Source organism: Saliphagus sp. GCM10025317 (genome assembly GCF_042663665.1).
In the GTDB taxonomy this organism is placed as follows: domain Archaea; phylum Halobacteriota; class Halobacteria; order Halobacteriales; family Natrialbaceae; genus Natronosalvus.
Genome location: NZ_JBHTAQ010000004.1, coordinates 72984 through 88160, shown reverse-complemented (window position 1 = coordinate 88160; position 15177 = coordinate 72984). Strand labels below are relative to the sequence as shown.

9 protein-coding genes are annotated in these 15177 nt (G+C 57.6%); 4 read left to right on the top strand and 5 right to left on the bottom strand.

The genetic code is table 11. From position 1 onward, the window contains the following. Positions 1 to 23: 23 nt before the first annotated feature. Positions 24 to 2513 (top strand): UvrD-helicase domain-containing protein, encoded by a 2490-nt coding sequence (locus ACFQS4_RS01540; protein WP_497903333.1) that lies wholly within the window; start codon positions 24 to 26, stop codon positions 2511 to 2513. 123 nt (positions 2514 to 2636) lie between these two features. Further along, the gene (locus ACFQS4_RS01535; protein WP_500191922.1) at positions 2637 to 3110 is read left to right on the top strand and encodes a hypothetical protein; all 474 of its coding nucleotides are present in this window, start codon (positions 2637 to 2639) and stop codon (positions 3108 to 3110) included. A 43-nt stretch (positions 3111 to 3153) separates the two neighbouring features. On the opposite strand, the gene ACFQS4_RS01530 is transcribed toward ACFQS4_RS01535, so the two are convergent. Next, a complete protein-coding gene (locus ACFQS4_RS01530) occupies positions 3154 to 3630 on the bottom strand; it encodes an ArsR family transcriptional regulator (protein WP_497903331.1) in 477 nt (158 codons plus the stop codon). Positions 3631 to 3697: 67 nt separating this feature from the next. Between ACFQS4_RS01530 and ACFQS4_RS01525 the strand changes: the two genes are divergently transcribed. Next, a complete protein-coding gene (locus ACFQS4_RS01525; protein WP_497903354.1) occupies positions 3698 to 3820 on the top strand; it encodes a DUF8170 family protein in 123 nt (40 codons plus the stop codon). A gap of 134 nt (positions 3821 to 3954) precedes the next feature. On the opposite strand, the gene ACFQS4_RS01520 is transcribed toward ACFQS4_RS01525, so the two are convergent. From ACFQS4_RS01520 to ACFQS4_RS01505, 4 genes are all read right to left on the bottom strand, one after another. Continuing rightward, a complete protein-coding gene (locus tag ACFQS4_RS01520; RefSeq protein ID WP_497903330.1) occupies positions 3955 to 8877 on the bottom strand; it encodes a PDDEXK-like endonuclease domain-containing protein in 4923 nt (1640 codons plus the stop codon). Between the two features lie 549 nt (positions 8878 to 9426). Beyond that, positions 9427 to 10770, bottom strand: coding sequence for a HEAT repeat domain-containing protein (locus ACFQS4_RS01515; protein ID WP_497903329.1), 1344 nt, complete (start codon positions 10768 to 10770; stop codon positions 9427 to 9429). Then, positions 10767 to 11201 (bottom strand): adaptin protein, encoded by a 435-nt coding sequence (locus ACFQS4_RS01510; protein ID WP_497903328.1) that lies wholly within the window; start codon positions 11199 to 11201, stop codon positions 10767 to 10769. The genes ACFQS4_RS01515 and ACFQS4_RS01510 overlap by 4 nt, the downstream gene beginning before the upstream one ends. Further along, complete coding sequence (locus tag ACFQS4_RS01505) at positions 11201 to 13276, bottom strand: vWA domain-containing protein (RefSeq protein ID WP_497903327.1); 2076 nt, start codon at positions 13274 to 13276, stop codon at positions 11201 to 11203. Before ACFQS4_RS01505 ends, ACFQS4_RS01510 begins: the two co-directional genes overlap by 1 nt. Positions 13277 to 13604: 328 nt before the next feature. Here ACFQS4_RS01505 and ACFQS4_RS01500 point away from each other — a divergent pair, with 328 nt between their 5' ends. Continuing rightward, on the top strand, positions 13605 to 15170 hold the full coding sequence (locus ACFQS4_RS01500; protein WP_497903326.1) for an ATP-binding protein: 1566 nt from the start codon (positions 13605 to 13607) through the stop codon (positions 15168 to 15170). Positions 15171 to 15177 lie beyond the last annotated feature (7 nt).

Genomic DNA, 15177 nt, shown 5'->3' with positions numbered 1-15177 from the left:
CCAGATCAAAGAACTATCTAGGTATGACATCTGAAGTTGGTTTTCCTCCACACGATATTCGACGACAAGGGGATTTCAGCCGAGTGGTTGGTTTGTTAGCCGGCATTACGGTCATCATCCCAATCAGTGGGGTATTTTTCGGTTCCACATTCCCACACACGATCAAAGTCGTTGGACTCGCACTCGGGGTTGCATTTACCGCTGGTACAGTTCTCTTGACCGGAGTCATCGTCTATCAGGATACGAACTCCATTATAGCGAAGACGGACTGGAAAACAAAACCTGGTCGCTGGGGTGTTCTCTCGGCGGTCGTGCCTCTCGTTGGGCCAGTACTATATCTGCGTAAGCGAAATCGCGCAGTTACTGGAGCTCGACAGCGGCAGTTCTACGAACGCTGTGTAGAATACGACCAGAAGCTCTCGGGCCTCGAGGCACGAATGCAGCCGTATTTTGATATCGCATCCTATCTCACGTATCACGCGCACAAAGACCTAAAGAGTACCCACGAAAGGCTCGTCGAAGACCACCAGCAGATCGCGGAAACAACTGCCAACACGCAAGGGATCGACACGAATGGTCGATTAGACGAATTCGAATCTCGGCTCGAGGAGATACAGGACGTTTTGGCCAACCGTCAGACCTACAATGACAATTTTGTCGACAAGGAACTGATTCGACGACAAGCGTTTTTCTCTGACATCGGTGCGAAGGGCTACTCGCTGAATCGGCGTCAGCAGGAAGCGGTTGTTCGAAATGACACGTACAACCGGGTTATCGCGGGTGCCGGAACGGGAAAGACGCTTGTGCTCACCACTCGCGTGGCGTATCTCATCAAGCATCGGGGCGTTCCGCCTGAGGAGATACTCGTTGCGACGTTCACGGGGAACGCCACCAAGGAGATGGAACAGCGCCTCCAGCGGGATTTTGATATTTCCGGTGTCGAAGTCACGACACTGCACTCGTTTGGCTATAACGTCCTCGAGCAGACTCAAGAAGACCGCCCTGACGTCTTTAATGGAAGCGACCGGGAGCATTTTGTCCGAGACGCGGTCGACCGTGGGATGAAACAAGTTCCTGATCAGTTCTACGACCATCTCACCTGGTTTCTATTGTATCGCGACGTCCCGCCTATTGAGGAAACGGACTTCGAGACGCGAGAAGAGTACGTCGAAACACTTCGACAGAAATCCTATGAGACGCTCCGTGGCGAGAAGGTTAAATCTCGTGCGGAGAAGGTCATCGCTGATTTTCTCCACATTCACCAGGTCGATTATCGATACGAGCAGCGGGTTGAACCGATCAATGCTCAATTACGGTCCGACGATCGCCAGCCTTCGTTCGAACTAGACGAAAGTCGAAGTGACGATACAGACAAAGATGCCTATCGACCGGACTTTTACATCCCGGCAGCGGATCTCTATCTCGAACATTTCGGTATCGACGAGGCAGGAGAGGTTGCGGACTATTTTGAGACGACGACAGATGAATACGTCGAGAAAATCCACTGGGCTCGCGATCAGTTCGCGGAGATCGATGCGACGCTCGTTGAGACCTATCAATTCGAATTCGACGTCGGACGGCTCCGAAAAGCGTTGGAACATCGGCTCACACATCACGGCGTGTCCCTGAACCGGATGTCGTACACGGAACTCGTTGACGAGACCTATGAGATGCACGAGCAGGCCATTCCCGTATGGCAACAGTTGAGCCGCTTTATCGAACTCGCCCGAACGTTCCTAATTCCGCCCTCAGAGATACCCTCTCGGTTATCGATGTCCCGGCCAGCTCAGTATCACTTCGGGATGTGTGGTGGCCTACTTCTATACATGTACGAACAGAGGTTGACCAACACCCGGAGTGTTGATTTCCCCGGTATGATTCACGATGCGACGCAAGCCTACGAAGAGAAGTCGAGGCTCGCACCACAGTTCGAGCACGTCCTCGTCGACGAATTCCAGGATATTGGACAGGACCAACTCCATCTCGTCGAAGCTCTGTCCGGGCCGGACGACGCTCGGCTCTTCGCAGTTGGCGACGACTGGCAGAGTATCTACTCATTCCAGGGGGCCATCGTTAACCTCTTCGTCGACTTCGAGGAGCACTTTGGTCCAGCCGCGACTTCGACCCTCGAAATCAATTATCGGTCCCCATCACAGCTTGTCAGCGCCGGTGCTTCACTCGTCCAGCACAATGACAATCAACTGGAAAAGGCGATTAGTGCCGATTCAGATGTCGAGGCCTCGGTCGTGAAGCATTTGTTAGGTGGCTATACCGAGCGAGATCACATCGAGTATACAGCCAAACTTGCGGTCCACCTCGTCACTTCCTACCTTGAAAATGGATGCGACCCCGACGATATTATGGTCCTGTGTCGCTACGATAATGCGGTCCCCTATCTCGATGCTGTCCGTCGACGGCTCCTAGAACACGGAATTCCGTTTACAAATGCTAGAGGTTCACGATCCAATGACGAAGAAGATGAGAATGCCGTTATTGTAAAGTCGGTCCATTAGGTCAAGGGACAGGAAGCAGACCACGTAATAGTCACACACGTGTCCGAAGATGGGCTAGGATTCCCGGCTACTGACCGGGATTCGAACCTCATGGAGCCTGTACAGGAAGTAGAAATGAACACGATGGCAGAAGAGCGCCGACTGTTCTACGTCGCAATTTCGCGCTCAATCCGGACCCTGGATATCATTACGAAGACGGATAGTGAGTCACGTTTTATCGACGAAATCAACAAATACGTCGATCAAGCAGTTGATGCAAGTAATCTGGTTAACCTTGACGCCGAGAGTGATATCAACGAAGTTAACGCGAAAGTTGCCAAGCTGTGGGATGAGACGCATCCAACAATACATCAAGCCGGTATTTTGGAAGATCAGACGGACTCCATACGATTCGTCTCTTGGGCCAACGCGGAACCCCCGACGCTGGATGAAGACGTGTGGTATCGCCTCAAGGGGATTCATGTGAACGAATACAAGGGCGAACCACAGGTCCAAATCAAGCGATGGACAAAAATATCGGAGATTTTGCCGGAGGACGCCCGTATGAGCATTGAGGACCTTCATCAGCACCTTTCAGAAGTTAACACTCCCGCATAATTACACCAAGACTAACTGATTGGTGAACAGACTCGGTCGTCCGTTATATTGCGTCAAGTGTCTCGGGCTCGGGCTCATCAAACTCGAGGGCTTCAGTGACGGCCTCGGGAAGGTCTGGTCGCGGTGCGGCCTCGTGGCGCCGTACCCGTTCAGATTTTTGCGTCTCTTCGTAGACCGCCCTTGCGATCGGGACACCCCGCAGGAAATTGTGCTCGTAGAGGATCTCGATACCGCGTTCGGTCGGCCCCCAGAACTTCGAAGGAAGATTCCGTGTCGACGCGTTCGGTTCGTGCACGTAGACGTCGAGGATACCAGTGTCTCGCAGTGTCTCGAGTTGGTCGAGGATGGCGGCCTCGTTCTTCGGAATCATGTAGTCGAGCTCAGCCAGCGACACGAGATGGGCCGGGTGGCCGAGGATCAACTGGATGATGAGGTGCCGAGTTTCCTGTGAGAGCAGCTCACGCATCCGTTGCTGCTCTGCAAAGGAATCCTCGAACCCCTCCGGAGCCGTATCGCTCATATCTCGAGGTAGCACTCTCGACTGCATAATGACTTGGGTCAAATGAATCAATGGAATCGGTGTTTGACTGAACGACTTCCGTCTCTTCGAGCTTCACGGACGATGCTACCCGTGGACGACGGAGGAGGAGTTACTCGACGCAACAGACGAGCTTCCGGGGTCGCCCAGACCGGATTGGGAACGACAGTAGGAATTCACTTCAGAGCCAGTGAGCTGATTCCGGCCATTTCCCAGAACCTACGTGCTCCAGATAGACTCAGACCACCACACTGGACGAACTCACTCATCGCCTCCCTACGTCGACAGCGGTTACCTGATGGCACGTCATCTGCGTGGAGTGAGAACGTCGTCGATGTCTATCTCGACCGCAGACACGTGATCGTCGGATTGACGCATTGCCCCGGACCGCTCGAGCAGGGAGATAGCCGAATCGACCTGCTCTTTGATCCGTTTGCCCGTTCGAGAGTAACCGAACAGCCTCGCTGTCTCCAAGACGAGATCCGATCGCGTCATCGATCCACCTTCGTCCAGGATGATGTATGCTGCCTTCGCAATTTCCTGTGGCGGGATCTGATCGATTTTCCGGCTCGCGTGACCTGTATTCGTTCGAACGTACACTGTATCCGTACCAGTCGGCCAGAGGAACCCAGTTTTGAGGCGGAGATTGTCTCTGTGCTGTTCGCGACGGCGGTACCGTTCTAATCGACTCCGGATGTTCTTGCCCAGTCGCGAGACGTCCCATCCAGCGACAACTATCCGATACGCGTTCTCCTCTTCTATCGGTCCATATCGTTCGACAACTTCAGTCAAGTCGTTACAGACGTGCCGTCTACTTGCCTCGTCGAACTCTCCCCAGTGTGAGGAGACTGCATCTGGCTCCTCGTAGTCAATTATCTCGTCCTGATAGCCACCAAGCTCTGCACTCGACATTGGCTCGGGGACTACAGGTTCGACCGCTTCGCTATGGGCTGATTCCGTAACGCCTCCATCAGCTCGACTCGGTGTCTCTGCAAATTCCAGCAACGTCTCGACCTTCTCGTCGATTGCGTCCAGCTGTCCGTTTCGATTCGCCGTCCAGTCCGGTGACCATATCCGATGGATTTCCCATCCGAGGTCTTCGAGGACGGCCTGACGAGTCCGGTCACGGTCCCGAGCGGTCTTCGAGGAGTGATAGGCAGCCCCGTCACACTCGATCCCCAGTATATATTTTCCTGGGTGGTTGGGGTGTTTGAGTCCCAAGTCGATGCTGTACCCCGCGCTCTGGACCTGGGTCTCGACGTCGTATCCCCGGGCACGCAAGGCGTCACAGACGGCTTCCTCGAATCCAGAGTCGAAGTGGTCGACCCCTGTCGACGACGTCTCCTTTCGGAGCGCACTCTCACCAACCTCCGCGTACTCGAGGTAGTGCTTGAAGTCCTCGACACCGCGGCTGTTGGACTTCGTGAGATCGATATCGGAGTGTCGGATCGAGGAGACTACCGTGATTTGGTCGCGAGCCCGTGTCACGGCGACGTTCAGTCGACGTTCCCCACCGCTGTTGTTGAGTGGGCCGAAGTTCATCGTGATCCGGCCTTCGCTATCGGGCCCGTAGCCGATACTGAAGACGAGTCGGTCGCGCTCGTCACCCTGAACGTTCTCCAAACTTTTGACGAAGAATCCCTCCAGTGCATCGTCGGCGTCGATGAAGCTCGCGACCGCTGGCGAACTGTCGCGACGTCGCTCGAGTTCGTCGCGGATCGCTTGCGACTGTGCCTGACTGAAAGCGACTACGCCGAGGCTATCGCTGGGTCGTTCTTCGACGTGTGTCTCGACGAGGTCGACGACACGTCTGGCCTCCGGCTCGTTCGTGCTCGATCCGCCACGGTCGTAGAGGCCATCTTCGACGTACTCGAAGTCGACACCGAGTTCCTCGTCGTCACCAGCGTTCTCGGGGAACGTTTTCAATCGGTTGTCGTAGTACTTCTGGTTGGAGAAATCGATCAGCCGGTTCGTGTTACTCCGGTAGTGCCAGAGCAGGCGTTTTTCGGGGAGAACTGACGCCGCCTCGTCGAGCACGCTTTCGAGATCCTCCACAATGCCGTCGGCGCTGTCGACGCCGGCGTTGAAAAACGAGGTCGGCGGGAGCTGTTTCGTGTCCCCGGCAATGATCGTCTGGTTGGCCCGGATGAGGCTACTGACCGCATCTTGTGGCATGATCTGCGATGCCTCGTCGAAAATGACGGCGTCGAACCCGATGGTTCCGTGCTCGATGTACTGCGCAACCGAGAGCGGACTCATCATGAGACACGGCTTGAGCGTGCTGATCAACGACGGAGCGTTACGGAAGAGCGTCCGAAGCGGCTTGTGTCGTTGACTCTTGTTCATCTCCCTGCGGAGGAATACCTGCTCGGAACTCTTTGCGTGCTCCAGTTCGATCTGTGGATACTGCTTCGTTACCTCGTGTTGGATTGCGACCTTGGCGTACTCTTGCTGTTGCTTATCGAGAGTGCGGAAACGCGAGAGCTGGCCTTTGATTTCGGTCGCGCTGAACGATCCCAGGTCAGTGCGGTCGTAAACAGCGTTCAACCACGCAGTGAAGAAGGCCTTCTCGAAGCCCGCTGGGAGGACATCGGCGTCGTGCTTGCCGCCGAGGAACTGTTCGAGATAGGTGGCGACTGCAGGACCCGACCCACGAGCCTCATCGAGACGCTGTGAGAACTCGACCCATCGCTTGAGTTCGTCGATCGAATCACCGAGCGTGACGAGGCGGTCTTTCAGTGCTGTGAACGGAGCCTGGTCGAGGGACGCTCCCTGGATGCTGAATTCGTCGACGTCGATGATAGCTTCGAGCTTCTGTCTGGTCGTAGACAGCGCGTCTATCCCTTCAGTTGCTCCGGTACGGACGGGCGAGCCAGGTTCATCGAACCGACCCCTGGTGATCGCCTCTTCGATGTGATCCGTATCGAAGCCGTCCAGGGCACGGAACGCGTCGACCCACTCGTAGACCTCCCAGACGAGATCCCAGTCTGTCTCTGCCCCTTCGTAGAGGAACCCAAGCTGGGTACGGATGGCGTCGTACTCCGAGCGCTCCGCTTCCAGAGTTTCGAGCTCCATCAGGGTACGTGCGTCCTCGAGGAGGTCCTCGTACCCTGGATCGTACTCGTCTTTCGTGTGGTCGAGCAGTCGTCCACGCAACGAGCGGTACGAGGGTCGAACGATCTTGAAGAATCCATACCCCGATAGCTCTGCGTAGAGTTTGTCGCCATCTTCTGCGAAGAAGCTCTGCTCGTAGTTGGCCGCGAGCTGTTGGCGAAGCTCGAGGATTTCTGTTTCGTGCTCCTGGAACCGTTCCAGGCGTGATTCTCGAGCGTAGAACGATTGTTCGAAGAACCGTCCCTCCAGAGTAATGTCTGGCAAGTCATCGAGGAGCCTGACCAGCTCGGCCGCTTGTTCGAACTCGCTCACTGTCGTGACCGAGACGTTTAGAAAATCAGCCACGGTGGACGACGCTTCCTGTACCACCTCGAGAGACGTCACGGCGACCTCGAGATCTCGTTCGACAGTCTCGGCAGTATCGATTCGCCAAGAGTCGATCGCCGTCGATCTCCAGGGGTGGTTCGTGTAGTTCGTCACCTCGTATTCGTACTCGGACAGGCGCTGAAGGACGTCGAGCATCTCGTCGACGTCTGTATCGTCGTACTCGAGGGGAGCCTCGAGATCGAGCGAGAACGAAGGTGCATCCGGGTGCTGTGCGACACGGCCCATCGCGTCGTAGACGGTCGTCTCTCCGCCTCCCGGGCGGGTAAAGAGGAGATCACCGTACTGGTTCAACTCACGTCGAACCGACGCCAGGTTGGACGTGACGTCGTCACGGTCAGATGGATACCGAATGGGGTTCGACCGAAGCTCCGATGCGAGACTTTGGAGGACCGCTTCTTTGTTCGCCTTCTCACCGTGGGCTTCCAAACAAAATCGGCCGAGACCGATGTCGTCCAGTCGGCTCTTCACGACGTCCAGTGCCGCCTGTTTCTCACTCACGAAGAGTACGGTCTCCCCTGCGGCCAGCTTTTCAGCGATGATGTTCGAGATCGTCTGGCTCTTCCCAGTCCCGGGTGGCCCTTGCAAGACGAAATCGACTCCCCGTTTGGCTGCCTCGATCGCCTCCTGTTGGCTCGAGTCAGCTTCGAGGACCTGGAAGACGTTTTTGGGTGGAACCGCTTCGTCGAGTTCCTCAGCCCGTGGGGATTCCGGTGGATCGCGGAGTGCTGACGGATCTCCGTTGATTGCCTTGATTAACGGATGTGCTTTGACGGCCTCACGATTCTTCTCGAGATCCTCGTAGAGCGTGTACTTCGTGAAGTCGAAGATACCGAGCAGGACCTCGCCGTCGATTCGCCACCGGTCGAAGCCCGAAATCGCCTCGTCGACGAGTTTGACCGACGCGGCGAGATGTTCGAGCGAGTACGCCTCGTCCGACGGAAGCGCCAACCCGCGTTCGTGTTCGAGCTTTTTTCGAAGCGCCGGGTTCAGCTTGAGCTCGAAATCAGCGACCGAGAGTTCGTAGTCGTGTCGCTCAGAATCGTTCGACGTCTCTCGTTCCAAGTCCACTGAGAGGAGAAAGAGTGGAGAACGGAGCGGTTCGTCGCTGTGTTCGACTTCGAACCATCGGAGCGTACAGAAGCTGATGAACAGAGCGTTGACACCCTTCTCTTCCATCGCCCGTTTCTGTTTCAGGCGAAGGTTCTGGAGTGAACGGGCCGTGCTCTCTTCGGACCGTGTCGACGCGATTTCGTTTGACTGGATCTCACTCTCGTCCGGTGGAGCTCCACCGTGATCACTGTGAGCGGATTTCCGGATGTAGAGTGGCTTCTCCGCCATCAGTGTCTCTGCGATCGCGAGCGCATCAGCTCTGTATAGTGGAAGGGACTTCGTTTTCGTCGGGGAAAAATCGACGAGCTTGTTCCGCTTCGTGAGGTCCAGTAGCTGTTCTTTCCAGCTATCGATTCGTCGGTCGAGTGCGTCAGCTCCCGTGGACTGTTCGGTGGTCTGTGATGGCTCCAGATCTGCTGCAGAGAGATCGAGGGCTTTGGTCGATGCCCCCTCCCAAAAACGCTCTGCTGGCCGGTCTAGGTTTACCACTGAGTCCCGACCCGTGTTATTGCTGGTGCCGTCGGTCGGTTCCTGCGTATTGACTTCCCCGTCAGCATCGTTGGTATCGCTCGAGCTAGTGCATTCGTTGCATACCTGGCCTGCTTCTCCGTCTTGCATCCACTGCGGTAACGTTCGTCCACAATCTGTACACGAAAATGTCGCAGACTCACTCATTGCTACTGTCTGTTCTATTACGAGATGGTTCCCACAGGCCGAGTATACGGAGTCTGTTCATTGATTATCTCCTGAAGAAGTCCGAACGTACTTATCAATTCCGGCGGAATACCGCTGGACAACGTTGCCACTTGCCTCGAGTTCGTGCTCATCGTCGTGAGCCACGCACCGACCATTCTCACCGACCTCCGGACATCGCAGAGCTCGCTTGCCATCGTTCGTATTCGATCCCGGGATGGCGAACGGCTACCCGTCGGAGCGATTCGTACACGACGTAGAGTTCGCCGACCATCGTGTGGGCGCTGTCACGGATAGCTGCGAGTTGGTCATCTGGATTGGCGTCCGTCGACGACAGGTGGTGGTGCGGAGACCAGAGCTGGGTGACGTGACTACTCCCACGACTGAAGTCGTGGGCTTTCTCCTCGGATCTATGTAAATCGATACCTGTGACCCCCTCTGATTGGCATAGTGACTGGTGTACAGCGCTCTGTGTCACGTTTCGATCTGGGCGAGGGCCCACGACGCCCTTTCACGGACGTCCGCGTTCTCGTCGTCGTGTGCTCGCTCCTCGAGCGTCGAGACTGCGTCTCGAGCGGAGAGATACCCGAGTCCCCAGCAGGCGTTCTCACGGACGAGGGGGCTTTCGTCCGACAGTAACTCGAGAAACGTCGGTGTGAGGTGGTCGACTGAATCGGGAAAGTCCTCGGCCACCCGACTGAGAGCACCGCTCGCATTGATTCGCGTGTAGGTATCGTCGACGGTCAGCAATGTAGCGATTGTCTCGGTATGTGGCTCGACCACGTCGGTGTGGATAATCGCCACGTCACCGACCAGGCCGATCGCGTTGTTCCGAAGTTTGGGGTTGGCAGCATCGAACAAGGTCGCCACGTCGTCGACGATGTCGACACCGACACTCGGATATACACCAGCGATGCGACCGAGCGCGGCGCTCGCGCTCAATCGAACCCCGTCGCATAGTGCATCGTCGAGGATAATCGTCCCCAGTGTCTCCGCAACTGGTTTGACCGCTTCCGGATACGTACAGGTGATTCCCGAAAGCGCGTACACGGCGTACTGATATCCATCGGCTCGATCCTCGACGATCGTTGCCAACGCGGGAACTGCACCCACGACGTCGTCAGGAGATTCGTCGGCAATCGCGGCGATACACCTGGTCGCTTCACGTCGAACGGAGACGACGTTCGAATCCAGGTGTGACACGAGTTCCACTGTGAGCGGCGCGATCGAGCCTGGGTCGGTCTCGCCGATAGCTCGAAGAGCGATCAGCGCATCAGCCCGCCCGACAAGTGTCTCACGAGCCAGTAGTGATCGGAGGATCGGGATCGCTGGCGTACACTCCGCTGGACGTACCTCGGCCACTCGACGCAGTGCTTGTAGTGCGACCTGTTCCCGAAAGGGGTTCTCGTCTTCACGATCCAGGAGCGTGAAGAGCGACGAGAGCTGGACCGCATCGGGATTCGCCTCGGCTAATCGGCGTAGCCCAGTTGCTTCCTCGGCAGATGTCTCTGCACGTGCCGTGTACAGTTTCGCTGGTGGCTCGACGACAGCGAGCAAGTCGATCGCGTCGACGCCGACGGTGAACTGATCACGTTGTGGCTCGACTGGTGTACACTGAATTGCCGGCGCGGCTGATAGCCGTTCGAGCGCTACCGCAGCGAGCGAGACGCTGTGACACAGTTCCCGTCGCTCGGATCCATCGGCCGTATACGTGAGTTCGAATCCGGGCGCATCCCTGTGGTCGTTGAGGAACGTCGACAACATCGAGGGGTTGGCTGGCGTAATCCCAGCGGAGGATGGCAGATCACTATCCGTCATCGGCTGTCGTTCCATGGAAGGCCGGGATGGATCTCGCCTCGTTCGACCGCTGGAACGAACTCCCACGCGTGGTAGTGGTCCCACTCATCGACGTCGTTCAGGTCGAGATCGTCGACGACGATATAGCCGTCCGCTTCCGGGTGTAAATCGGCGATCAGCGACAGCCGTTCCCGGCGAAGTGGGAATTTCTCGTACCGGCCATTGGGTTGTTTCTTGCCGAGCCAGTACTCCCAGTCGTCGGGGTGGCGGCCGACGATATCGACGACACCAGGAATCGCGGCCTCCTCGGCGAGGGTCTGATTACCGATGGCGTACACGGCGTGGGGCGTCTCGTGGGCGAGGTGGCGCACCCAGTCCAGTGGGACGGCCTCGTGACGCGGGTGAGGATTCACGTCGACGGTCCAGTCACGGTCGAACGCGAACACGAGCATCAGTCAGTCACCTCCTGTGGCGTCGCGGGCGCTTCCTGGCATAACGTCTCGAGGAGGTCCACCTCTTGTTGCATCGTTTCGTCGTCCACGGCTTCTATCTCGGTTTCGAGGTATCGTCGAAGCTGATCGAACCGATCGGCGTAGCGGTCAGGGACGACCAACGGGACTGACTCGCGTTCGTGTTGGCCGCGTTGATCGGGGAGCAACCAGTCGTCGACACCGGTCGCCGTCTCCGCTCGGTCGTGGAGATCCGCTGCCCACGCACGGAGTTCACGAGCGTACCTCGTCAGCGCGACGGCCTTCCGAACGCCACCGTGGTCGTACGTTCCGGGTTCGTCGGGAACGTCGACGGCTACGCGTTCGGAGTGCTCGTCACCATCTCGTTCCGTCCACGATGCGACCAACTCGAGGTCGGCGTCCGGGTCCGTCTGTTCGAGCCGAACGAGGATCACGCCACCGCGAGCCTCGCCGTCTTGCTTGGCAGATGGGAATAGCGTCCCGACGTGCATGAGTCGGTCCGTCGCAGTGTCGGCAGACGGCGAGCCGTAGACCGCTTCGACGGTGTAGCCGCTGGCGTCGAGCTCGAGGTGGAGGTCGTAGACCAGGGGCGTAACCATGTAGTCGAATTCCTCACCGAGTCGGCGCTCGAACTCGCTGGCCGAGTGGATGAAGTAGTGGTTCGCCCCGCGGATGCCCGACAGCGTGTCCGCCAGTTTTGCGTTTGCATCGAGCCCCATCCCGATGAACGTCGTGTGGATTCCGTCGACGGCGGCGTCCGCGAACAGGCTGGTGAGTTCGTCCTCCTCGGTCGTTCCCGTGTTGGGCATCATGTCGGTCATGAAGACGACGCGTCGCTCGACGGCGGGATCAGAGATTCCGTCCTGTAGCATGTCGACGGCCGCTTCGAAGCCATCTTCGAGATTCGTACTCCCATCCGCGGAGATCTCCTGGATGTGGCGGCGAATCGCCCGCATATCCGTTGTTCCGACGTCGCGGAGGGGCTTTGCGACGTGAGCGCGATGATTGTAGAGGACGACACCCAGCCGGTCCTCGTCGTGTAGTTGTTCGGTGAGCGCGCACAGTGACTGTGTCGCCGCCTCGAGTTTCGTCGCTGCGTCGTTCTCGGCCTCGTGCTCGCGACCCTGTTCGTCGTAGTAGTACGCGTCGAACGGACTGGACATGGACCCAGAGACGTCGAGGACGGCCACGAGGTCGAGCCGTGGCCGTTCGAACTCGTCGATCGAGAGCGTCGAGTCCAGCCCGACCGACAGGTACCGCTCGGTCTCACTGCTGAGAGGATGGTCGCTCACGGCAGCCGCGTACCGTGGCGCGAACAGTGCGTCCGATGCCGACCGATCACTCGTCTCGAAGTGATAGTCGTAGAACAGTCCCTCGTCACTGATAGCCTCTGGCTGTGGGGTGTACCCGTGCTCGACGTTCTCTCGGAAGTTGTCGACGTCTTTCGCCCCACCAGTGGCGAGTCCAACCGTCTCCGGACTTGCCATGTTTGCACTGAGTGGGGCCGGTGACGCGTTCTCGACATTCTCGAGTACTGGCCCGTCCTCGAGTTCGTACGCATCGACGTACCGACCGCAGGACTCACAGACGTAATCGGGAGGCGCAACCTGCCCCTCGGTATCCATCGGTGTCCAGTCGTTGACGCGCCCGGAACTGCCGTGTACGCGACGAATGGTCGCCCTGGCATCGAGAATCCCGAACGGCTCGTCGATAGAGAACTGCGACGCAGCTTGGGTGACGACTGACCCAGCAGTGTCGACGACCTGTCCCGGCCGTAGCGCCCCGTCACAGGTGGGGCACTCGGAATCAATATTCTCTGATGTGGTGATTGGGGAGGCACCCAGCAGATCGGTGAGCCGATGCGTTCCTCCCGTCTTTAGATCCAGGAGTGGTTCGCTATCGGGCGTTGTGAGGACCGTGAATTGCTTTCCGGAGGTGTCAACGACCAGCAACCGGTGGACGCGTTTCCCGTCACACTCGACGACTCGTCGGGTGATGAATTCGACCTCGATGTCGAGCCGTTTCCCATCCGCTATGTCCGCATACCTTGTATCCATGTGTTTGTTTCGACTGTCGTTCCCCGGACAGTCAGCGGGTGATCGACGACGATCTGGTCGCGTTCTCGATCGGGAAACCAACACTACGATGTACCTTTTTCCACCTTCACACTCAATAGTGTGTCCCAAGAGATGATAAATCCTTCGGAGGTAAGCAAGCTATAGTAGATAGTAGCGAGAAAAGATACATCCCGATGTATCTATCCGCGGTTAGGGAGAGTAGATCGCGTTAGAGGAGGGAATGCAGCTAGATAATCGACTCTATACTGTATAGTTTCACGTCGAAACAATCATTGTGACGGACGTTCTACAGGGTGACAACAAGACCATGCCTATCGATGCCAGTGACGCACTCGTGCGAGCCCTCCACGATCACAACCCGTGGTGGGATCAGGGGACAGAGGCGTTCTCACTCCCTGCTCGCCAGAAAAGCGACTTCTATCATCTCGCTCGTCCCGACGGCTCCAGCAGCCAGTTCGAAGATCAACCGCTTTTCGGGCTCGTTGGGCGACGCGGTGTCGGGAAAACGACTCTCCTCCACCAGTTCGTCCATCATCGAATCTCCGCTGGTGACGCCCCGGAGCGATTTCTCTACCTTCCGTTCGACGCAGACCCGCTCTATCAACTCCAGTCGGACGACCAGCTTCGACGGGCCGTTCGGTACTACCAGAGCCGAATTCTGGGCCCAATCGCGCCGGGCCACCCACACTTCATCCTGCTCGACGACGTTCACCAGATCGAGCACCCGAACAAACCGACTATCGATGGATGGGGCGTCCCCGTCGTGGAACTGCTCGAGGACGTCCCGGGCCGACACGTCGCTGTGACTGCGAGCGCCGGCATCCAGATCGAACGAGAACTCGAGAGCGTCGGAATGCCAACCGACGACTACGATATTCAGCCGATCCTCCCCGAGAAATTTCGGGACTATCTGTTCACGCTGTATCCAGACCTCGAGGAAGGAGAGACGCGCGTGAGCCCCACCTCACTGCGGACTGGAGCGAACAGCTTGCCAGCTGCTCTCCAGAGTGGCGATGTCGGTCCGTTCGTCGAGGAACTTCGACAGAAATACGAGCAAGTTGCGGACGTCGAGCGACGCATTCAGTCACAGGTCGTCGACTACCTCGCGATGGGTGGCACCATCAGCTACGACCTCGACGGAGCGGCGGAGTCGGCGGCGGATCTAACGCCGAGTGACTACGCACGGCTTCGCGAGGACGTTCGTGACGCCCTGTACCAGGAAGTCCCCGGCTTCGAATCGATTCAGACGATTGCGGACCTCGAGCGTCTCTGTGCGCTCGCAGCTCGGAACCGTGGAGCCGAACCGTTCCGCTATCAAGAACTCGTGGAACTGTTCGACGTCGACCGGCGGACGATCGCCGATAGCTACCTCCCCGCACTGGCAGAACTGTACCTGCTTACCGGCATCACTGAGTACGACAACAGTCGGCCTCGAGCAGTGCGGCTCTACCTCCGTGACACGGGCTTGGTGACCGCGCTAGCTGATGGTGACGCGACGACCGTCCGCAACGATTTCGACCGTGAAGCTGACCTCGCCCGCGTCGCGGCGTTCGATCACACGATGCGGTTCGCCTACGGCACTAATGCCATGCAAGACAACGACGTGACTCCATCCGTTCAGTACTGGCGCGGACGAGACGGGGAGGTCGACTTCGTCTTCGAAGTGGGTGGTACGCCCGTTCCGATTGGACTAGCGTATCAGTCACGCGAGCGCGAATCGACGCTTGCAGCAGTTCGAGAGTTTAAAGAAGCGTACGACGTACCTCTTGGGTTCCTTCTTGCAGGGGACACAGTTCGTGGTAGACAACCCATCGAAAATCTCGGTGAGGGAATTATACAGCTTCCGTACTGGTTGTACTTGCTCATCTGTTAGATCGTTA

Coding starts and splice junctions, on each gene's coding strand:
- ACFQS4_RS01540 (WP_497903333.1), top strand. CDS start 24: ATGACATCTGAAGTTGGTTTTCCTCCACACGATATTCGACGACAAGGG.
- ACFQS4_RS01535 (WP_500191922.1), top strand. CDS start 2,637: ATGGCAGAAGAGCGCCGACTGTTCTACGTCGCAATTTCGCGCTCAATC.
- ACFQS4_RS01530 (WP_497903331.1), bottom strand. CDS start 3,630: ATGAGCGATACGGCTCCGGAGGGGTTCGAGGATTCCTTTGCAGAGCAG.
- ACFQS4_RS01520 (WP_497903330.1), bottom strand. CDS start 8,877: ATGCAAGACGGAGAAGCAGGCCAGGTATGCAACGAATGCACTAGCTCG.
- ACFQS4_RS01515 (WP_497903329.1), bottom strand. CDS start 10,770: ATGACGGATAGTGATCTGCCATCCTCCGCTGGGATTACGCCAGCCAAC.
- ACFQS4_RS01510 (WP_497903328.1), bottom strand. CDS start 11,201: ATGCTCGTGTTCGCGTTCGACCGTGACTGGACCGTCGACGTGAATCCT.
- ACFQS4_RS01505 (WP_497903327.1), bottom strand. CDS start 13,276: ATGGATACAAGGTATGCGGACATAGCGGATGGGAAACGGCTCGACATC.
- ACFQS4_RS01500 (WP_497903326.1), top strand. CDS start 13,605: ATGCCTATCGATGCCAGTGACGCACTCGTGCGAGCCCTCCACGATCAC.